The 21,136-nt window shown below is 58.1% G+C and carries 14 protein-coding genes; 11 read left to right on the top strand and 3 right to left on the bottom strand.

Going from position 1 to position 21,136, the window contains the following annotated elements:
• Nucleotides 1-5: 5 nt before the first annotated feature.
• The gene (locus OIU37_RS05165; protein ID WP_264256204.1) at nt 6-2,222 is read right to left on the bottom strand and encodes an adenylate/guanylate cyclase domain-containing protein; all 2,217 of its coding nucleotides are present in this window, start codon (nt 2,220-2,222) and stop codon (nt 6-8) included.
• Between the two features lie 231 nt (nt 2,223-2,453).
• On the opposite strand from OIU37_RS05165, the gene OIU37_RS05170 reads away from it, so the two are divergent.
• The gene (locus OIU37_RS05170; protein ID WP_264256205.1) at nt 2,454-3,221 is read left to right on the top strand and encodes an adenylate/guanylate cyclase domain-containing protein; all 768 of its coding nucleotides are present in this window, start codon (nt 2,454-2,456) and stop codon (nt 3,219-3,221) included.
• Nucleotides 3,222-3,298: 77 nt separating this feature from the next.
• Here the strand turns inward: OIU37_RS05170 and OIU37_RS05175 are convergent, their stop codons facing one another.
• Nucleotides 3,299-3,592: a DUF982 domain-containing protein gene (locus OIU37_RS05175; protein ID WP_319004710.1), complete on the bottom strand. Its 294-nt coding sequence runs from the start codon at nt 3,590-3,592 to the stop codon at nt 3,299-3,301.
• A gap of 205 nt (nt 3,593-3,797) precedes the next feature.
• Complete coding sequence (locus OIU37_RS05180; RefSeq protein ID WP_168311667.1) at nt 3,798-4,139, bottom strand: hypothetical protein; 342 nt, start codon at nt 4,137-4,139, stop codon at nt 3,798-3,800.
• Between the two features lie 248 nt (nt 4,140-4,387).
• Here OIU37_RS05180 and OIU37_RS05185 point away from each other — a divergent pair, with 248 nt between their 5' ends.
• From OIU37_RS05185 to OIU37_RS05230, 10 genes are all read left to right on the top strand, one after another.
• Complete coding sequence (locus OIU37_RS05185) at nt 4,388-6,178, top strand: glycoside hydrolase family 15 protein (RefSeq protein ID WP_168313852.1); 1,791 nt, start codon at nt 4,388-4,390, stop codon at nt 6,176-6,178.
• A 315-nt stretch (nt 6,179-6,493) separates the two neighbouring features.
• Complete coding sequence (gene uvrB / locus OIU37_RS05190) at nt 6,494-9,523, top strand: excinuclease ABC subunit UvrB (protein ID WP_264256208.1); 3,030 nt, start codon at nt 6,494-6,496, stop codon at nt 9,521-9,523.
• 442 nt (nt 9,524-9,965) lie between these two features.
• The gene (locus OIU37_RS05195) at nt 9,966-11,360 is read left to right on the top strand and encodes an ATP-binding protein (RefSeq protein WP_264256209.1); all 1,395 of its coding nucleotides are present in this window, start codon (nt 9,966-9,968) and stop codon (nt 11,358-11,360) included.
• Nucleotides 11,357-12,205, top strand: a complete 849-nt coding sequence (locus OIU37_RS05200; RefSeq protein ID WP_264256211.1) for a DUF4435 domain-containing protein — start codon at nt 11,357-11,359, stop codon at nt 12,203-12,205. Before OIU37_RS05195 ends, OIU37_RS05200 begins: the two co-directional genes overlap by 4 nt.
• A gap of 345 nt (nt 12,206-12,550) precedes the next feature.
• Nucleotides 12,551-12,958: a hypothetical protein gene (locus OIU37_RS05205; RefSeq protein ID WP_264256213.1), complete on the top strand. Its 408-nt coding sequence runs from the start codon at nt 12,551-12,553 to the stop codon at nt 12,956-12,958.
• A 69-nt stretch (nt 12,959-13,027) separates the two neighbouring features.
• On the top strand, nt 13,028-13,414 hold the full coding sequence (locus tag OIU37_RS05210) for a GNAT family N-acetyltransferase (RefSeq protein WP_264256214.1): 387 nt from the start codon (nt 13,028-13,030) through the stop codon (nt 13,412-13,414).
• A 381-nt stretch (nt 13,415-13,795) separates the two neighbouring features.
• Complete coding sequence (locus OIU37_RS05215) at nt 13,796-16,585, top strand: metal-binding protein (RefSeq protein WP_264256216.1); 2,790 nt, start codon at nt 13,796-13,798, stop codon at nt 16,583-16,585.
• 188 nt (nt 16,586-16,773) lie between these two features.
• Nucleotides 16,774-19,602, top strand: coding sequence for a metal-binding protein (locus tag OIU37_RS05220; RefSeq protein ID WP_264256217.1), 2,829 nt, complete (start codon nt 16,774-16,776; stop codon nt 19,600-19,602).
• Nucleotides 19,603-19,830: 228 nt separating this feature from the next.
• Nucleotides 19,831-20,298, top strand: coding sequence for a YbjP/YqhG family protein (locus OIU37_RS05225; RefSeq protein WP_264256219.1), 468 nt, complete (start codon nt 19,831-19,833; stop codon nt 20,296-20,298).
• Nucleotides 20,299-20,830: 532 nt separating this feature from the next.
• Nucleotides 20,831-21,043, top strand: a complete 213-nt coding sequence (locus tag OIU37_RS05230; RefSeq protein WP_003540801.1) for a cold-shock protein — start codon at nt 20,831-20,833, stop codon at nt 21,041-21,043.
• The last annotated feature ends 93 nt before the right edge of the window (nt 21,044-21,136 follow it).

Here is a 21,136-nt window from a genome sequence, read left to right on the forward strand (position 1 = left end):
GCCCGTCAAGGTGTGGGTGAAAAGAACGTCAAGGCGCGCGGCGTGACATGTACGTATGGCCTGTCGCGCTGTTCGCCGGAGGTGTTGCGGTAAACATATCCGCACACCATCCGGTCGAGGAAATAACCGTCGAATTTTTCGCAGAGACTGTCGCCCCGCACCTCGATCGTGCCGGTGATGTTGGTATTCGCGCTGCGATAGGCCGTGTTTCCAGCCTTGTCGAAATACTGGGTGAAATCCGTGCCGTTCTTGTGCTTGCCGGTCCAGCTCTTGCCATCGACAAGATTGCGCAGGTCTGCCTCGCCGAGCCTATCGGCTTGACTGCCTGTAAAGCCGAAGGGCCATTCGGGAATGCCGGCCTTTCGCAATCCGGCCAGATGGCGCTGCAGATCGCCGTCCCGCCAGTAATCATAGAGATAGCCGTAATAGGTGAGATTGCTTTCGGGGAACAGCTCCAGCAGCTTTGCCGTCTCCGCTGCAGCCTTGGTTTCATTGCCCTGGTCGGCATAGGCCGCAGCCAGATATTCGCGTGCCGGCTCGACCTTCGGCAGGCTGTCGAGCGTCGGCTCTATCAGTGAGATCGCGCGCTGATCGTCGCCCGCGGTATAAAAGACGATCCCCGCCAGCAGTTGAAAGCTCGACGCCGGCGAAGGGTCGAGCCGCAAAGCCTTTTCAATCTCCGTGATCGCCTGCCCGCTGCTTCCGGTGTGGACCAGGATGAGAGCGAGGTTGGCGGCGGACTCCGCATCGTTCGGCTCCATTGCAACCGCCATGTTGGCGGAGTTCCTGGCCTCCGTCTCGCGCCCATCCACCCATTGCAGCAGGGCAAGCACCGTGTGCGCCCTGGCATTGTTGGGATCCAGCTTGAGGGCTTGCCCGGCGGCGTCATAGGCAATCTTGCGGGCGACGGCGGCCGACCAGAGGTAATTATAGTCGTTGCGCCAGACATCGACGGCCACGCGGGCGATTCCCGCATGGGCATTGGCAAAGCCCGGATCGAGGTCGATCGCCTTCTGGTAGAAGGACAGGGTCCGGCGATAGGTATCGACATCCCGTAAAATGAAGCCCTCCTGCTCGGCCCTCAAGTAATAATCGTAGGCTTCGAGATTTTCGGTGGGGATTTGGGCCAGTTGATCGCGCTCGCGGGCGCTGAGCTTGACCGACAGGGCCGAGATGATCTTGCCGATCACATCGTCCTGAACGGCGAAGAGGTCGGCATACTGGCGATCGTAGCGCTCGGCCCAGATCGAGAGGCCGGTGACTGCGTCGATCAGTTTGACATTGATCCGCAGCCTCGGCCCGGCGCGCTGTAAGGTCCCCTCAAGCACGTACTGAACGCCGAGTTCGGCGGCGACATCCTGGATCTTGCCGACGGAGTCCCGGATGGCGAAGACCGAATGGCGGGCGATGACGAAGAGGCCTGAGACTTTGGACAATTCGGTGATCAGATCGTCCGTCAACCCGTCCGCGAGATGGTCGTGGTCGGTGTCACCGCTGACATTGATGAAGGGCAGAACCGCGACCGAGGGCTTGTCCGGCAGCGGATAGGCGAAACGTTCGCCAGGCCCTGGCGGTTTTGCCGCCATCCACGGCTGCCACCAGAGTGCTGCGCCCGCCAGCGCGAGGACGACGGCCGCTGCGATGCCGGCAACGAGGCGGCGTCTCGGCAGGCGCCTGCGGGTCTTGATGGTCTTGCCGGCAGCAGTCGGGTCAAGCAGGATGCGATAGACCCGGATCGGTTCGGTGATACTCTTCAACCGCTGTTCGCCGAGCGAAGCGAAACCGACCGGGATTTTCGATTTCACCTGATCATATGTCGTGCCCGATATGGCGATACCGCCCGGTTCGGCCAGCGCCTGTATTCGATCGGCGATATTGACGCCGTCGCCCTGGATGTCTTCGCCCTCGACGATAATATCGCCGAGATTGATACCGATCCGGAACTCGAGCCGATGTTCCGGCAGCGCCGCGGCACTCTGCGTGGCTTTCAGTTGCTGAATCTCCACCGCGCAGCGCAAGGCATCGACGACACTCTGGAATTCGACCAGCAGACCATCGCCCATGGTTTTGACCAGCCGCCCGTGGTGACGCTCGATCGCCGGCTCGAAGACATCATTCTGGTCCACCTGAAAGCGCGCACGGGTGCCCTCTTCGTCAATCTGGCTCAATCGACTGTAACCGACGACATCAGCGATCAGGATTGCTGCAAGACGGCGCTCCATCCCCGGTCTTTCCTGGAGAGCGAATGTATTGTTAACAATATCCTACAGGAGGTCCCAGCGCGATGCTATCGCCGGACCGTGCGATATTCAACTTAGTGGCGATGTATCCGATAAGAATAGGCCCGGACGAAATAGTTCGAGCCATCCTCGCCCTCGACGGTCGGTAGAGTTGCCAAAAACAGGCGAGTGTTGGAAGCTCATTTTTTGCTATCAGGCGACGGATTGCTAGATATGACGACAGCCTCTTTCACGGAGCCGGCCAGGCATGGCAGCGCCAGGATCTGCCGCGGCTGCTGGGACCAGATGCATATGCCGATCCCGATCGGCGGTCCGCTTGCCTTGCCCTTCCGCGCCCTCGGCATCACCCGCAGCAAGATGAACCCCGATATCTGCACGATCTGCGAACGCTCCTTCCGATATGTCAAGAAGCAGCGCCAGATCACCGTCGACGCCACAATCCTGTTTGCCGATATCAGGGGCTTCACGGATCTTTCGGAGCGCATCGAAGCGGTGCAGCTGAGCGAGATCGTCAGCCAGTTCCAGGATCGTTGCGCGCAAGCAATCTGGGCGCATGACGGCATCGTCAACAAGCAGATGGGCGACGGCCTGATGGCGATTTTCAATTTTCCGATCGTCAGAAAGGATCACGCCGGCGCCGCGATCCTGGCCGCGCAGGAGATCCAGCAAAACTGCGCCGCCGCGCTGAACGGTCTGGCGCTCGAGGCATTGCCCGGCCGCACTCTCGGCGTCGGCGTCGGCATCCATTCCGGCGAGGTTCAGATCGGCGAATTCTCAAGCTTCCGCAGCGATTTCACCGCCATCGGCGGCGTCGTCAATCAGGCCGCAAGGCTGGAATCCCAGGCCGCAGCCGGCGAGATTCTGATCTCCTCCGAAACGGCGGCGAAGGCTGCCGATCTCGCCGCAGGCGCCGAAACCCGAATGCTTGTGCTCAAGGGCATCGAGCAGCCGGTGCAGGCACGGGTGCTGGCCAAGCCCTGAGTGACTGCGACCACGCGACGATCTCTTCGAAACGGATGCCGGTCGTGTGACGCGTGGATATAGCCGCGTCGCTCCAGCTATACCGCAGGGTTCAAAGCGGAGGCTTCTGCGCCGTCGTCATCATCATTGATCGTAACGCCACCTTCCAGCGCCGCCAGGATAACGGCCTGCCGCACCGTCTCGGCCGGCATCCGTCCGGCAAGCCAGGCGCGGCAAAAATCGATCGCCCTTTGCTGGTGGACGCCACCATTGACCGGCCAGTCCGAGACGAGTGCATAAAGCGCATCCTGCGGTGAGCGAAGAACCAGCCGTTCGCCGGTATCAAGGTCGATCGAGACGGGGTTTTCCCAGAAGGCAGAATGATCGCTAATGGCAGTAGCACCTGAAGCTGAAGTGACAGGAAACTAACTGCGGAAGGCCGATTCTGGTTCCGATACGAGGGGCCGCGCGGCATTGCACGAATGCCGCCGACCTTTCGGCGAAGAAACGACGGGCGCGAATGGATATTGAAATCGGGATCGCCGGCCAATGCCTCACTTTTGGCCGGGCCGATCTTTATGGTTGCGGACCCGGCTGTCAGCCGGGCAGCTTGCAGCCCTTGCTCATTCCAGCGGACTGCATGGCCGAAACCTTGCCTTTGGACGCGGCAATTTCGCCTTCCTTGTCTCCCCCGGCGACACTGCCGATGGGGACGCCGACGAGGAAGACACCGAAAGCATCGCCGTTCGCTGCGCTGATCTGCTGCTTGGACAGGTCGTCGAGCTTGGCCTTCTCTTTCTTATGTTCCACTGCGAGCGCCTCGCAACTGAGGTTCGTATAGGCAGCCATCGGAATATCGACCTGGACGATGGCGTCAGGACGTTTGGCGCAGCTGGCAAGCGCCGCGGCGGCCGCGAATGCAATGATTATCTTGTTCATGAATGGTCCCCAATTCCCGCAACAGCTGTAACAACGGCGCGCGCAATGCGGGAGGCGGCGGAGCCTTCAACCACAGACTTTTATTTATCGCCACTTTCCATTTCGGCTTGGCATTGCTGGCGATGCCCCCCATCGATATCCGGAGTTCGCATGATACCCGGCACGCCTACCGCCCCGTTAGTTTCCGCGCTTGACCTCCGCGCACGGCCTCTACCTAAAAGCCCGACTGCTATGCAAAGGAGGCTCCGGTGTCGGTACCCATTGAGGACTACGCGCTCATCGGCGATTGCGAAACCGCCGCACTCGTCTCGAAGAACGGCTCGATCGACTGGCTCTGTTTTCCGCGCTTCGATTCCCCCGCCTGTTTTGCCGCCCTGCTCGGCGCCGAGGATAACGGCTTCTGGTCGCTGTCACCGTCAGGTGAAAATGTCCACGTCACGCGCCGCTACCGCAACGATACGCTCATTCTCGAAACCGAGTTTCAGACCGAGACCGGCACCGCCGTTCTCATCGACTTCATGCCGCTTCGCGATGGCACCAGCGATCTGATGCGCATCGTCGAGGGCAAGAGCGGCACTGTCGCCTTCGATATGGAACTCAACCTTCGCTTCGATTACGGCCGAACCGTTCCCTGGGTCACGCATGGCGAGGATGGCGGCATCACCGCCATTGCCGGCCCGGACAGGCTAACCCTGAATTGCGCCGTCCCGCTCGAAGGCCGCGGCCTGAGCACGGTCGGCTCCTTCCAGGTTGCCGCTGGCGAGAGCCAGATCTTCACCCTGACCTGGTCCCCCTCGCACATGCCGCAGCCGGCTCAGCGGCAGGTGGAATATGCGCTGCCGGACACGGAGGAATTCTGGCAATCCTTTGCCGCAAAATGTCCGAAAGTGGGCCGGTGGACGGAACAGGTCAAACGCTCGCTCATCACGCTCAAGGCACTGACCTACATGCCGACGGGCGGCATCATCGCCGCGGCGACGACCTCCCTGCCGGAAAAGATCGGCGGGCCGCGCAACTGGGACTATCGCTATTGCTGGCTGCGCGACGCGACGCTGACCCTGCTCGCCCTGATGAAACTCGGCTACTACGAGGAAGCTAGCGCCTGGCGCAAGTGGCTGCTGCGGGCGGTCGCCGGCGCCCCGGCGCAGATGCAGATCATGTATGGCGTCGCCGGCGAGCGAAACCTGCTGGAATGGCAGGTTCCCTGGCTGAGTGGCTACGAGGGCTCGACACCTGTGCGCGTCGGCAATGCCGCTGCCGAACAGGTGCAGCTCGATGTCTATGGCGAGGTGGCCGACGCAATGCTGCAGGCCCGCAAGGGCGGGCTTCCGCCGCATCACCGCGAACGCGAACTGGCGGCGGCCATTCTGCCCTTTCTCGAAAAAATCTGGGTGGAGCCCGATGAAGGCATCTGGGAGGTGCGCAGCCAGCGCCAGCATTTCACCTATTCGAAGGTCATGGCCTGGGTGGCCTTCGACCGCGCCGTCCAGATTGCCGCGGCGGACGGCGAGCCCGAGACCGCCGGACGTTGGCGCACGCTCGCAGATCACATCCATGCCGAGGTTTGCGAGAAGGCTTTCGATCCCGAACTCGGCTGTTTCGTGCAGGCCTACGGCTCCAAGGCGCTAGATGCCAGCCTGCTGCAGCTCGGCATGGTCGGCTTCATCCCGCCTGATGATCCGCGCTATGTCGCGACAGTCGAGGCGATCGAGCGCAAGCTGCTGCGCGATGGCCTGCTGCTGCGCTACGAGACGCAGGAGGTGGACGACGGCCTACCATCAGGCGAAGGCGCGTTCCTCGCCTGCAGCTTCTGGCTCGTCGACGCCCTCGGCATGATCGGCCGCCGCGACGATGCGCTGCGCCTGTTCGAGCGGCTGCTTGATATCTGCAACGATGTCGGGCTTCTGGCGGAAGAATATGATCCCGCCGCCCGCCGCATGCTCGGCAACTTCCCGCAGGCCTTCAGCCATGTCGGGTTGATCAACAGTGCGTTGAACCTCGCGCGGCTGGAGGGGCCGGCGGACCAGCGTTCGGCTTGATGAGTGTAGAATCGCTGAAGAAAGACCCCTCCCCACAGGTGGAAGGGGCTAATCCGGCGGCACCGCCTTGCCTCTTCCGAAACGTTGAGGATTTGGAAAGCCGGCGCGGCAGGTTAAGCCCCTCCCACTTGTGGGGGTCCGAAGGACGGGTCGAGACCCGTGGCTCGACCCCGGCATCCGACAGGAGGGGTTTGGGGCGGGGTCTTTTAGTATCACGCGACCGGGAGACTATTCAAAAATCCGAACGATTCATTCGTTTCCCTTTTGTACTCTTTCCCTCTTCACTTTCGCGCTGACTCTCTCCATATTCGCGCCATGGCCAGATCTCCGAAGAAATCCCCCGCCCCGAATGGCTTCGAGGAAGCTCCCCAATCGTCCTTTGAGGGAGCGCCGCTTTCCGGCTCCGTCGCCGATTGGGTGAAGCAGCTGGAGGCCGATGCCGAGGCCTCGGGCGTCGAGACCCAGCGCCAGATCGCCTCCAAGGCGGGCAAACACCGCAAGAAGGTGGAGATTGCAGCCAGGACGAAAACCAGCGACGGCGGCGTCAGCGCCTCGAAATCGGCGCGCGGCACCTCGATGGGCGGCTCGACCGACCCGAAGACGCGCGCGGCCGCCGGCCTCAATCCCGTTTCCGGTATGGATACGACGCTGGAGGAAGCCTCGTCGCTGCAGGCTGGCACCGCCGTCACCGCCACGGTCGAGGCGCTGTCGGCGCTGATCGAGAGCGGCAATCCGCTGCACAAGAACGGCAAGATCTGGACGCCGCACCGCCCTGCCCGGCCCGACAAATCGGAAGGCGGCATCGCCATCCGCATGCAGTCGGATTACGAGCCGGCCGGCGACCAGCCCACAGCCATCCGCGATCTCGTCGAGGGGCTGGAGAATGGCGACCGCAGCCAGGTGCTGCTCGGCGTCACCGGCTCCGGCAAGACCTTCACCATGGCCAAGGTGATCGAGGCGACGCAGCGCCCGGCCGTCATCCTGGCGCCGAACAAGACGCTGGCCGCCCAGCTCTATTCCGAATTCAAGAATTTCTTCCCCGACAATGCGGTGGAATATTTCGTTTCCTACTACGATTACTACCAGCCGGAAGCCTATGTGCCGCGCTCCGACACCTATATCGAGAAGGAATCCTCGATCAACGAGCAGATCGACCGCATGCGCCACTCGGCGACTCGCTCGCTGCTCGAACGCGACGACTGCATCATCGTCGCCTCGGTCTCCTGCATCTACGGTATCGGCTCGGTCGAGACCTATACGGCGATGACCTTCCAGATGTCGGTCGGCGACCGGCTCGACCAGCGCCAACTGCTGGCCGACCTCGTCGCCCAGCAATATAAGCGCCGCGACATGGATTTCACCCGCGGCAGTTTCCGCGTGCGCGGCGACACGATCGAACTCTTCCCCGCCCACTTGGAGGATGCCGCCTGGCGCATCTCGATGTTCGGCGACGAGATCGACGCCATCACCGAATTCGACCCGCTCACCGGCCAGAAGGTCGGCGACCTGAAATCGGTGAAGATCTACGCCAATTCGCACTATGTCACCCCGCGCCCGACGCTGAACGGCGCCATCAAGTCGATCAAGGAGGAGCTCAGGCTTCGCCTTGCGGAGCTGGAAAAGGCCGGCCGCTTGCTGGAGGCCCAGCGCCTGGAGCAGCGCACCCGCTATGATATCGAAATGCTCGAAGCGACAGGCTCCTGCCAGGGCATCGAGAACTATTCGCGTTATCTCACTGGCCGCGACCCCGGCGACCCGCCGCCGACGCTGTTCGAATACATCCCCGACAACGCCCTCGTCTTCATCGACGAAAGCCACGTCACCGTGCCGCAGATCGGCGGCATGTACCGGGGCGACTTCAGGCGCAAGGCGACGCTGGCCGAATACGGCTTCCGCCTGCCCTCCTGCATGGACAACCGGCCGCTGCGCTTCGAAGAATGGGACGCCATGCGCCCCGACACCATCGCCGTTTCGGCCACGCCCGGCGCCTGGGAAATGGAGCAATCGGGCGGCGTCTTCGCCGAACAGGTGATCCGCCCGACCGGCCTGATCGACCCGCCGGTCGAGGTCCGCTCGGCCCGCACCCAGGTCGACGACGTGCTCGGCGAGATCCGCGAGACATCGGCCAAGGGCTACCGTACCCTCTGCACCGTGCTGACCAAACGCATGGCCGAGGACCTGACCGAATATCTGCATGAGCAGGGGATCCGCGTGCGCTACATGCACTCCGACATCGACACGCTGGAGCGTATCGAGATCCTCCGCGATCTGCGCCTCGGCGCCTTCGACGTGCTCGTCGGCATCAACCTTTTGCGCGAAGGCCTCGACATTCCCGAATGCGGCTTCGTCGCCATTCTCGACGCCGACAAGGAAGGATTCCTGCGCTCGGAAACGTCGCTGATTCAGACGATCGGCCGCGCCGCGCGTAACGTCGACGGCAAGGTCATCCTCTATGCCGACCAGGTCACCGGCTCGATGAAGCGGGCGATGGAGGAAACCAGCCGCCGCCGCGAAAAGCAGATGATCTATAACCAGGAACACGGCATCACCCCGGAATCGGTCAAGGCCAGGATCAACGACATCCTCGACAGCGTCTACGAACGCGACCACGTCCGCGCCGATATCTCCGGCGTCTCGGGCAAGGGCTTCGCCGATGGCGGCAACCTCGTCGGCAACAACCTGCAGACCCATCTCAACGCGCTCGAAAAAAGCATGCGCGACGCCGCCGCCGACCTCGACTTCGAAAAAGCCGCCCGCCTCCGCGACGAAATCAAACGCCTCAAGGCTGCCGAGCTGGCGATTATGGACGATCCCATGGCGCGCGAGGAGTCGAAGGCGATGGAAGGCGTCAGACGGAACGCCAAAGCGACCCGCGAGTCCCTTCTCCCAGCCGGGGGTCCGGAGGACGGGTCGAGACAAGTGGCTCGACCCCGGTCGGTGCCCGGCAGGGCGGATGAGGGGGCCACCCCCTCCTACTTCTCCAGACCCAGCCTCGACGACATGGGCCCAGGCACCGACACCACCACCCCTCTCTTCCGCAAACCCGCTCTGGATGAGATGGGCCGCGACATCGCCGAACCCACGAAGAAGACCCTCTTCCGCAAGAACGACCTCGATGAAATGACGGTCGGCCGAACGGAAAAGCCGGTCATCGGACAGGTTCCGGAAAAGCCGGAGGCCGCCAAGAGCACGAAGCGGTTTTCACCGTTGCTTGACGCGCAGCCGGAACGCGACGACGTGCGGCCGGTGGTGCGCGGGAAGACGGGCGTGGGCAGCTATGAGGACCCGGGCGAGCAGAAGCGCAAGGGGCGGACGAAGGGGAAGACCGGGCGGCCGGGGCGGTGAAGGGCTGAGCGTCCGTAACGATGCGGCGGCGGTCACTCCAATCGCCTATCGATATACTCAACCTGACCAGCGATTACATTATTGATGACGACACGGCACGTCTCAAGATGGTTCTGCCACCGTCATAGTCCGGCGCTTTCAGCGCTTAGTCACGAACAAATTGACGATGCATTTATCTCGCCTCCTGCATCTCGTGCAATCGCGAAGCCGCAATATTAAGCCAATAGAAACGAGCAGGAAGCCGGTGTGACTCGCCACTACAGCTTCAATGGAATCAGCGCCGAAACGTAAAAGCCCACCGAGCCAAGCCTGGCTGATATCCCAAAAAACGCGGACGGTTCATCTAACGCACCGAACTAGTGCGAGCACGTGCTTATATTCGTCCCACGCTATGCATTAACACCAATCCGCGGCTCTAGGCAGCAGTAGCTTCGCGTGGTGGATGAAGGGAAGAGTATCCGCCTCGCCATGGCCACTTTGGATTGGAGAACTTCACTCTGCAATCTTGCTTAACGGAAAAGGGCATCCTAAAATGACTCAATCGGAGGATGTGATGAGAAATAAGTATATAGACTACATTAGTATTCGTGGGTTTCTAGGGCAAAATAATATCGAAGTCCGATTTGACCAGAGTATAAACTTTATAATAGGCCTAAACGGAACCGGGAAAACCACCTTAATAAATTTAATTAGATCTGCGTTGAACTGCGATACGCGGGCACTAAGGGGAGCCGAATTCGAAGAAATATCTATATTTTTTATACCGGTATTAGGAAAAAATCGCCCAAATTTGCGTATCCTAAAGCGACCGACTTCAACCACCATGCGGTGGGCAATAGAGTATCAATACAGAAACACCTCGAAAGCCGATCCAATAATTGTGATATCTACCACGGATACCACGAGATCGGCGCTTAACACATGGACTATATTTACTTTAGGCCACGATGAAGAAGAGCCTGAAAAGAATGCCATTACAGAAATGATGCCTAATGCGATCTGGCTCCCGCTGCATCGAGGCCTTCTGTCTCAGAAATCGAGCATAGGCGAGACCATAAAAAATCCGATCGATCAAAAGATATCCCAAATAATTATTGAAACAACTAAGTATCTATCAGCTCTAGATACAATCTATTCAAAAAAACTAGAAGAATTTCAGCAGAATTATTTTTTATCCATGCTGAATGCAACAGTCGAAAAAATTGAGAACGCAGAACAATACGACTTGGACAAGGAGCAAGTTGGTCTAGAACAAATATTCAGAGAATTTTTTAAAGACAATACAATATATAGAACATCTATTAAAAATCATTTCAATCGAGCAAAGAAAGCAATATCCACCAGAAGAAACAATAAACCACTTCTTTATAACGATTTTATCGCTATATCCGACACAATTCGACTTCACAAACTAGTAGATACTTGGAATGAGCTGCAAAAGGATAAGGAAGAAACGTTTGGACCAAAAAACAAATTTTCGGAGGTAATAAACGGTTTACTCGTCAACAAGAAATTCCGATTTGACGAGCGAAATCAACCGTTATTTACGGCCAATAACAAAAAGGTCGACATTACTGATCTCTCATCAGGAGAAAAACAGCTTTTCATTATGCTAGGAAGTTCTTTGGTGCAAGAAAATGCACCTTTCATATATCTTGCTGACGAGCCGGAATTGTCGCTGCATATAGACTGGCAAAGAAAGCTCGTTGCAAATCTAAAACATCTTAATCCATATGCACAAATAATATTTGCGACTCACTCTCCAGATATCGTTGCTGGAAACCAGCGTAATGTTATACGCATGGAACATATTCTTGAAGAAGGCAAAAGCTCGTGACTGTATTCGAGCGCTCCCCTGATGGAATATCAAATCGCGCACTTTTTCTAGGCGTTGATATTGTTGCGTACCACGAAGGCAACAGCACGGACGATATATCTCTTGATACTTTATTTTGGAACAATGTATTCGAATGCTTTCGTCCGGATCTTAAGGTAAGATTCTTACCTTCAGGCGGCAAAACAGATATCCTAGAAATACTAAAGGGAGCTCCGGAAGAGAATAGAAACTCGTTATTTTTGTTGGATAGAGATTACGATGATATCTGCGGAGATTATATTGATCGTAGTGACGTTCTATATACATACGGTTACAGCTTTGAAAACGACATTTTTTCGAAAGAGCTTATAGATTATTTTATCTATAATCAGCTCCCTATTGCCGAACGCCGCCAACAATGGAATCAGGAAATTATGAATTACTTTGAAGATACTGACGAAATACTGAGAACGATTGCAAAATTCGATCAGATGAGCAGGAAGATTAACGTTGGTGGTATAGCAACTGACGGTTTTCAGAGACTGTATACAGATGGCCGCTTGGGCGGAAAACCCACAATAGCTGAGGAAATAGTTGAAATCGAGCAGTCTAGGATATCTCAAAATCTTCAGGAAAATTCGCACGAGAATGTGGACGGAAACTGGCAGAGAAGAATTAATGGCCATTTTCTGATGGACATCAGCTACAGAATGGTGGTCTTTTTGGCAAGAAAGCTGGATTCACGGTTTTCTGTGGAAAAAAAATTCCTAATTCGGGCATTTCTTTCACGCAGTTTCAATAGCATTGATGAAGCGGACGAGCGCGCACAATACTTTGATCTGAAGCTTCGCTATATTTTCAAATGATGACCGTCAATAAGCTCGCCGGCGTAGCATGACTCCGCAGAAGCGGGCTGCCAGATTGCAGATAGACAGCGACGACATGTCCTGTTTCAAGATGTGGAACTGGCTGAACATCGTCAAGCCACGACAGTATGACCGAAGGAGCCGCGATGCCAGAACTCCGCGTCGACTCCTTTCCCGCCGCTACGGAACTAAACGCCCTCTGGTCAGCCGCCTAGCTCACCCTCCTGGACCTTGCAAATAACCCCTCAAGCATCGAATACCTATCGCAGTTTGACGAGCGCCTGTGACCAGAAAGAAACCAATAATGTCCGACACCATCCTACGCTACGTCCCAGCCGACCCGTCTTGGCAACCCTCCCCGGAAAACGCCACCAAGGCGGTCTCCCTGCTGGAAACATCGTCCCCGGCGCGGGCGAAGTGAAATCGAGCTTCGAGGATGAGGTCAGGTTCTACGATCCCGGCGAAAACTGGTCTGGCGTGGAGTGCAGCGCCTGCGGTGCAGATGCCGAGGAATGGTGGGGAGAGGCGATGGAAACCGCGTCTGCCGATGGGTTTAAAGACCTCAGCACTATGGCCCCTTGCTGCGGCGCCACCGTATCATTGAACGACTTGCGGTATGTCTGGCCCGCCGCGTTCGGCCGCTTTGCTCTCGAGGCCCACAATCCGGGCATCGGCGATACCACCGAGGAGCAGGACCGGAAGATGGCTGAATGCCTTGGATCTTCACTGCGGAAAATATGGGGGCAGGTTTAGGTTATATCAGGACACTCGCCAGGACGGCCGACCAAAGCACCGCCAGCATGAGGGAAGGAGCCGCCACCCATGCCAGAACTCCGCATCGACCCCTTCCCCTCCTCCGCCGAATTCAACGCCCTCTGGTCCGCCGCCTGGGGCACCCCCGCCCCGCGCGACTTCACCCACATCCTCTCCCGCAGCCTCGCCCATATCGGCGCCTACCACGACAACCAGCTCATCGGCTTCGTCAATGTCGCTTGGGATGGCGGCATCCATGCCTTCATCCTCGATACATCGGTCCATCCCGACATGCGAAGGCAGGGGATCGCGACGCGTCTGGTCAGGGAAGCGACGCGGGTTGCGCGGGAGCGGGGCGCCGAGTGGCTGCATGTCGATTTCGAACCGCGCCTGAGCGGCTTCTACCGCGCCTGCGGATTCAAGCCGACGAAGGCAGGACTCATCAAGCTCGTGTGAGGCGTCCCGCGAGAGAGGCCGAAACAAGTCGAAGCCAGCACCAACCTGCGATAGTGACGCGGATGGTCGCGCGGCGCGGCACCAGCGAAGACCTCGCTGAAAACACAATTTTCGCGAGAGCATCCTACCCGAAAATGAAAGATAATACTATTTAGGAGACCAAAGTATGTCTTTGAGTTCTCAAATTAAAATTCGTTTACACAGTATTTCATCCTTAGTTTTTCATTAAAAAAGCAATGAAAAGACACAATTTTGCATTGAAAACTTAATCGGGGATTGGCATAGATCCCCGAGGGGTTGTCGTCCGCCGAGCAATAAAACAGTTCTTTCGCGGATGTCTCATATTGCCGAGTACAACGCATCTTTTGGGGAAAGATATATATGGCCTTGAATATTCTGGACACGAACGGCGCCACAGTTGCCAAGACCGGCGCTGAGTTCGAAGCTTACGATGTTATCCGCCACTCTGAAGCCACTCCTCTCGCCGCCGTCACCCTCGCCGTCTCAGGTTCCGGCGTGGCAGATCTGGCAGACGAACTGGGCTCGGTTTCCGCGAACGTGACCGGCTCGAGCGGCGACAACACGATCACGACGGGCGCAGGCAAAGATACCATAGTGAGCGGCGGTGGCGCAGACACGTTAAGCGGCGGCGGCGGCGACGACTTGCTCAATGGTGAAGCTGGCAATGACACGCTGAATGGCGGCGACGGCAATGACGAGATTTACGGCGGCGTCGGCAACGACGTTCTCAAGGGTGGCGCGGGTAATGACACGATCAGCGATGGAGATTATTTTTCCAATGTCGCTGAAACCTTCAATATCGATGCCGGCGATGGCAACGACAAAGTGACTTTGTTCAACGGCCCTTTCGCCAAGGTATCGGGAACGATAGACGGCGGCGCTGGCACCGACACGCTGCAAGCCAATGATCTAACAGGCCTGACGATCAAGAACATCGAGATCCTCCAATCAGCGACATCCGGTGTGACCGCATCGACCGCGCAGTTCGAATCCTTTGACAAGATCATCGGCACAGGCTCCGATTCTTCCGTCCAGTTGAGCTTAACAGACGGCGCCCATGTCGATCTTTCCGACGAGTTGGCAGGCAAGCTAAACTACATCTTTGGCAGCTCTAACGTTTCCGGTATCGATGTCACGACCGGAAGCGCTCGCGACTTTCTCACCGGGACTGCCGGCAGAGACATCTTAGACGCCGGCGACGGCAACGATTATATCAATGGCAATGGCGGAAATGACCGGTTGATCGGCGGCAAGGGCGACGACACGATCATCGATGGCCAGCTTTCCAGCTCTTCGCCGGAAGTTTTCGACATCAATGCGGGCGACGGAAACGATGTCGTAAGCCTCCAGACACCGTCTCAGGCGCTTTCCGGGACGATCGACGGCGGTGCCGGGATTGATACACTGCGAGTGTCCAGGTTTGCCCAGCTGACGATCAAGAACTTCGAAAATCTTGAAACCGGTGACTATGGTTTTACGGGTTCGACCGCACAGTTAGAAAGCTTCGACAAGATCTCGGGAACGAAGGACGCTTTCGGCTCCTCTCTCGCCGTTTTGAGAGTGACGGACAATGCCCATCTCGATCTTTCCGACGAGCTTGGAATGAGTCGGGCTAGCATCATTGGCACCGTCTCCGCTATCGACGTCAAAACCGGCGGCGGCGACGACCTGTTTACGGGTACGGCCGCCAACGATATTTTCGACGGCAGCGGCGGCAACGACACGATCAACGGCAATGCTGGCAATGACAAATTGACCGGCGGCGATGGCAATGACCAGCTCTCAGGCGGCGCCGGAAATGACGTCATCAGGGGTGGCGCGGGCGACGACAAGATCACCGACGGCGATAATATGTCCACCGCCCCTGAGGCCTTCGACATTGACGCCGGCGACGGCAATGATGCCATCAACTTGCAGTCACACTCCTCCGCGCTTTCTGGAACGATCGATGGCGGAGCCGGCACGGATACGCTCCGTGTGATCGAGCCCACGTTGGCCCCTGGCAATGAATTCATCGGGCTTGCCGGCCTGACGATCAAGAACGTCGAAATTCTTGAAACAGCGGGAGCCGAGGTTCTCGCCTCGGCCGCCCAGTTCGAAAGCTTCGACAAGATCGTCATTTACGACAAGCCGGGCTATGAGAACGATGTGCTCGCACTGACTTTGACGGACAGCGCCCATGCCGACCTCTCCGACGAGTTGGCAAACCGCCACGTCGACATTTTCGGCACCGCCTTCGGCATCGACGTCAAGACCGGCGGCGGCGACGATTACTTCTACGGAACCGGCGGCAATGACAGGTTCGAAGGCGGCGCCGGCAACGACGTGCTCCTTGGCGGTGCAGGCATCGATACGGCGGTCTTCTCCGGCAATTTCGCCAAATACTCCTTCGCGTTGAACAATGGCAGCCACATCCTGACGAGCGCCCTGGAGGGCAAGGATACGCTGACCGATGTTGAATTCGCCCGTTTTGCCGACGGCGTCTATGATTTCGCGAAGGCAAAGTTCACGCCCGACGGCAGCAACAGCGCGCCCACCAATATCCAGCTTTCGAAAACCTCCCTGTTGGAGAGCACGCCGATCTGGACCACGGTCGGCCTGCTCAGCGCCAAGGACGCCGACGGCGACACGCTTACCTATACGCTGATCAACGGGGCGGACGATCACTTCCGGCTCAATGGCAACCGCATCGTCACCTCGAAGGCGCTGGACTACGAGACGGACAAGTCGCACACGATCAAGGTGGCTGTCTCCGACGGCAAGGTCACCGTCGAAAAGGACATCACGATCAACGTCCTCGACGTCAACGAAGCCCCGGTCAACAAGGCGCCGACCAACCTCGCCTTCTCGCGCACCTCCGTCTCCGAGAATGTCGCGATCGGCACCTCCCTCGGCCTGCTCACGGCAAAGGATCCGGAAGGCGACACGGTGAAATGGCGGCTGACGGACGATGCCGACGGCATCTTCAAACTCGTCGGCAACAAGATCCAGACCAAGGCCGCAATCGACTACGAAAGCACCCATAGCCTGACCTTCACCGCCGAAGCCTATGACGCGGCCGGAAACGTCACCAGCCACGATTTCATGGTGGCAGTAAAGGACGTCTTCGAGCTGTCGGTTTCGAGCCTGTCGCATGAGGCGTTGATTTAGCCACAGCACGATTGCCCTGGACGCGATATGCGTCCGATGGGCTCAAGAGACCAGAATACGCCGGCGCTCCGCTAAAATGAGCATCCGGCGCTCCCTGCCCTTCGAGCTTCAGCCTACGACTGCCGCGCCTCCGCGTGAGGCGCTGCCACGTCCAGGCTGGCACCACGCACCTTTTGGAAAGTTAAACTATGGCCTTGAATATTTTGGACACGAACGGCGCCACGGTCACCAAGACCGGCGCTGACTTCGAAGCCTACGATGTCATCCGCTACTCCGCCGATAATCCTCTCTCCATGGTCACTCTGAAGGTGTCGGATTTTGGTACGATAAACCTTGCAGATGAGTTGGGCCAGGTTTCTGCAGTGGTGACGGGCTCAAGCACTGCCAATGCGATCACGACCGGCGGAGGCAACGACACTATATCGGGCGGAAATGGCAATGACACGCTGAATGGCGGAGAAGGCAACGATACGCTAAATGGCGACGATGGCGCAGACACGCTGAACGGCGGTGCCGGAGAAGATACGATCCGAGGTGGAGCTGGTAATGACACGCTGAATGGCGGGGACGGCAACGACACGCTCGACGGCGGGCAAGGTAATGACAAGATCAATGGTGGCGCGGGCAATGACACGATCACCGACTCTGCGCACTTTAACACACCGAAAACGACGATCGATGCAGGGGACGGCGACGACAAAGTAATTATATTAGCAAGCGATGAATCGCTGACAGGGGCGATCGATGGCGGCAACGGGATCGACGTTCTTTCCGGCTTGAACAATCTGACCGCTTTTACGATACAGAACTTCGAAATTCTTGAAACGGGAGGGATCCACCTTGCCGGTTCGGCTGCGCAGTTCGAAAGCTTCGACAAGATCATCTACGGTGACAATCCGATCTACGACAGTTCCGTCATCTCCTTGATATTGGCGGATGGCGTTCATGTCGATCTCTCCGACGAGCTGGCAGCCCGTCGGACCTCCATCACAGGCACCGCCTTCGGCATAGACGTCACGACGGGCGCCGGTAATGACAATTTCGTCGGAACAGCCGGTAACGACATTTTCGACGGCGGCGCCGGCAACGACACATTGCATGGCAATGCTGGAAATGACCTGTTGACCGGCGGCGAAGGCAACGACCAAGTCTATGGGGACGCCGGAAATGATGTGATCAGGGGTGGAACGGGTAACGACACGATCGGCGACGGTGACTTTTTCGGCCCTCCAGAAGTCTTCGATATAGATGGGGGCGACGGCAATGATACCGTGAACCTGCAGATCGCATACAGTATCGAGAATTCGGGAATAGTTGATGGCGGTGCCGACACCGACACGCTGCAAGCCTATAATCTGAGCGGCTTGACGATCAAGAATTTCGAAATTCTTGAGACGGGGGGAATGGAAACTATTGGTTCGGCGGCGCGGTTTGAAAGCTTTGAAAAGATCGTCGTCTACAACGATCCAAACTACGATAGCTATGCCATCTCGTTGAAATTGACGGACGGGGTTCACGTCGACCTTGCTGGTGAACTGGCCACCCGTTCGGCGCATATCAGCGGCAATGCCTTCGGCATCGACGTCACGACCGGTGGCGGCAATGATCAACTTGAAGGTACTGATGGCAACGACATTTTCGACGGCGGCGCCGGCAATGACGTTATCCATGGCTACGCCGGCAATGACGTCCTGAGAGGCGGTGCGGGCGATGATACGATCACCGATGGTGACGACTACGCCGATGCAAAAATCTTCGATATAGATGCAGGCAACGGCAACGACACCGTAACTGTGTTTCGAGGCTCCGATGTCGAGGCGTCCGGAACACTCAATGGCGGTGCCGACACCGACACGCTGCAAGCCTATAATCTGAGCGGCCTGACGATCCAAAATTTCGAAATCCTCGAATTGGGTGGAGCGGGCGCTATTGGTTCGGCTGCGCAGTTCGAAAGTTTCGACAAAATCGTAGTCTACGAGCCGGGATACGAAAGCATCATCTCCTTGACATTGACCGACAGTGCCCATGTCGATCTCTCGGACGAGTTGGCCACCCGTTCGGCATATATAAGTGGCACGGCCTTCGGCATTGACGTCGCGACCGGTGGCGGCAGCGACCAACTTGAAGGCACCGATGGTAACGACATATTCGACGGTGGAGCTGGTAATGACAGAATTGATGGCTATGGCGGGAACGACATGCTCTTTGGCGGCACCGGCATCGACACGGCCGTCTTCTCCGGCGATTTCGCCAGCTATTCCTTCGCGATCGACAATGGCAGCCACATCCTGACGAGCGCCCTGGAGGGCAAGGATACCTTGACCGACATCGAATTCGCCCGTTTCGCCGACGGCATCTACGATTTCGCCACGGAAACTTTCACAAGCAATAACACCGCGCCGACCAATTTCCAGCTTTCGAAGACCGCCCTCTCAGAGGACACGCCGATCTGGACCACCGTTGGCTTGCTCAGCGCCAAGGACGCCGATGGCGACGCCCTCACCTATACGCTGCTCGACGGAGCCAACGATCATTTCCGGATAAAGGGCGACCGTATCGTCACCTCCAAGGCGCTGGATTACGAGACCGACAAGTCGCACACGATCAAGGTTGCCGTTTCGGATGGCAAGGTCACGGTCGAAAAGGACATCACGATCAATGTCCTCGACGTCAACGAAGCCCCTGTCAACAAGGCGCCGACCAATCTCGCCTTCTCGCGCGGCTCAGTCTCCGAGAATATCGCGATCGGCACCTCGGTCGGCCTTCTCTCGGCGCGCGATCCGGAAGGCGGCACGGTAAAATGGCGGCTGACGGACGATGCTGACGGCATCTTCAAACTCGTCGGCAATAAGATCCAGACAAAGGCCGCAATCGACTACGAAAGCACCCATAGCCTGACCTTCACCGCCGAAGCCTACGACGCGGCAGGAAACGTCACCAGCCACGATTTCACACTCGCCGTGAAGGACGTCTTCGAGGCGTCGGTTTCGAGCTTGTCGCATGAGGCGTTGATCTAACTGCGACTGGATTCCAGGCGACGCAGAAATGCGTCGCCAATGGCCTTCAAAACGGGGTGCTTGCGGTCAGCAAGCCCCCGTATCGATCAGGCGGAACAAGGTGCCCCACCGAATCTCTTCTCCCCACTGGGTAGAAGAGGGAGTTCGGCTGACCGCCCGGTCCAAATTGCTGCTCCCCCTTCGCACCCGATTCGGCTATGATTTCCTGCCGATCCGAGGAGAGCCCGCATGCGCCTGCCCACATTCATCCTCGCCCTCGCCGTCTCGGCGCTCGCAGCCTTGCCTGCATCGGCGCAGACCTACAAGACGCCGAAGGCGCTGCTTAAGGCGCTCTATAGCTACGACACCGACAACAGCGACGCCGAGGCGCCCTCACCTTATTCGACCTTCTTTTCCGACCACCTGAACAAGCTCCTCCAGACCGATCTCGACAACACGGCGGAGGGCGATGTCGGCGCGATCGACTTCGATCCCGTCATCGCTGGCCAGGATGGCGCGGCGAGCGACGTCAGGATCGGCCAACCGATCCTGCTGAATGACAAGGCCGAGGTGGAGGTGCAATTCGAAAACGGCGAGGAGGTGACGCTCTTCTACACCCTGGTGCGTGAACACGGCGGCTGGAAGGTCGACGATATCGCCAATCAAAAGGGTGATAGTCCGTGGAGCCTCGGCGCGTTGCTGGGCGACGCGCAGTAGGCGGGCGGCCCGGGCGCCCTCGTGGTTCCCTGCGTTTGCCACTGCAATCGATTTCACTGGATCGATTGCTCCGTTCCTCACCCCACCATGAAGACTGATCGGTGTGCCCGCCGCCCCGACCGCCCACGAAATCCCTGGCCGGCTATCGAATCCGCCCGTCATCTCGTTTCGGCACGGAATCCCGATATGGCACAGGCGTGCAAGAATCCGTTAACCCATCGTCAAGTATCTGAATCTTCGGCATTTCCCGGTATCGATGCGGGCATGCCACAATAATCCCGCTTGCTTTTTGCCCGAAATGCTGGCACGAATTGACTTACTCGGGCATTTGCATGCCGGTGACTGGACTGATGTGGTAATCCCTTCCGTTTGGAAGGCGGCGCGGGACTACCCGCCTACGTAGACGTTCTTTCCCCGTACGTGACTTCTCCGACTGACCCTTCGTCCCAATCGATCGGGGCGAAAGCTAAAGCCGTCCGCTTCCTCTCGGGGGCGCGGATACTACACAGACTAAGGGAAAAGGACGATCCCAATGGCCACCAAGGGCACCGTAAAATTCTTCAACCAGGACAAGGGTTTTGGTTTCATCACGCCGGACGGCGGCGCAAAGGACGTTTTCGTCCATATCTCTGCGCTGCAGGCTTCTGGCATCCAGTCGCTGCGCGAAGGCCAGCAGGTTACCTTCGACACCGAGCCGGACCGCATGGGCAAGGGCCCGAAGGCCGTCAACATCTCGGCTTCGTAAGTCAGATTTCCGCTCACGCGGCATTGAACGGCGCTCCGCAAGGGGCGCCGTTTCTGTTTGCGGCGCGGCGGCCGTTTGTCGATCGCATCGGCA

Origin of the sequence: Rhizobium sp. BT-226 (assembly GCF_025847085.2) — a bacterium.
Taxonomy (GTDB): domain Bacteria; phylum Pseudomonadota; class Alphaproteobacteria; order Rhizobiales; family Rhizobiaceae; genus Rhizobium; species Rhizobium sophorae.

Bases quoted from the DNA above. Each gene is read 5' to 3' on its own strand.
- OIU37_RS05195 (WP_264256209.1), top strand. From the start codon at position 9,966: ATGAAGGGAAGAGTATCCGCCTCGCCATGGCCACTTTGGATTGGAGAA.
- uvrB (WP_264256208.1), top strand. From the start codon at position 6,494: ATGGCCAGATCTCCGAAGAAATCCCCCGCCCCGAATGGCTTCGAGGAA.
- OIU37_RS05165 (WP_264256204.1), bottom strand. From the start codon at position 2,222: ATGGAGCGCCGTCTTGCAGCAATCCTGATCGCTGATGTCGTCGGTTAC.
- OIU37_RS05225 (WP_264256219.1), top strand. From the start codon at position 19,831: ATGCGCCTGCCCACATTCATCCTCGCCCTCGCCGTCTCGGCGCTCGCA.
- OIU37_RS05210 (WP_264256214.1), top strand. From the start codon at position 13,028: ATGCCAGAACTCCGCATCGACCCCTTCCCCTCCTCCGCCGAATTCAAC.
- OIU37_RS05215 (WP_264256216.1), top strand. From the start codon at position 13,796: ATGGCCTTGAATATTCTGGACACGAACGGCGCCACAGTTGCCAAGACC.
- OIU37_RS05170 (WP_264256205.1), top strand. From the start codon at position 2,454: ATGACGACAGCCTCTTTCACGGAGCCGGCCAGGCATGGCAGCGCCAGG.
- OIU37_RS05180 (WP_168311667.1), bottom strand. From the start codon at position 4,139: ATGAACAAGATAATCATTGCATTCGCGGCCGCCGCGGCGCTTGCCAGC.
- OIU37_RS05220 (WP_264256217.1), top strand. From the start codon at position 16,774: ATGGCCTTGAATATTTTGGACACGAACGGCGCCACGGTCACCAAGACC.
- OIU37_RS05230 (WP_003540801.1), top strand. From the start codon at position 20,831: ATGGCCACCAAGGGCACCGTAAAATTCTTCAACCAGGACAAGGGTTTT.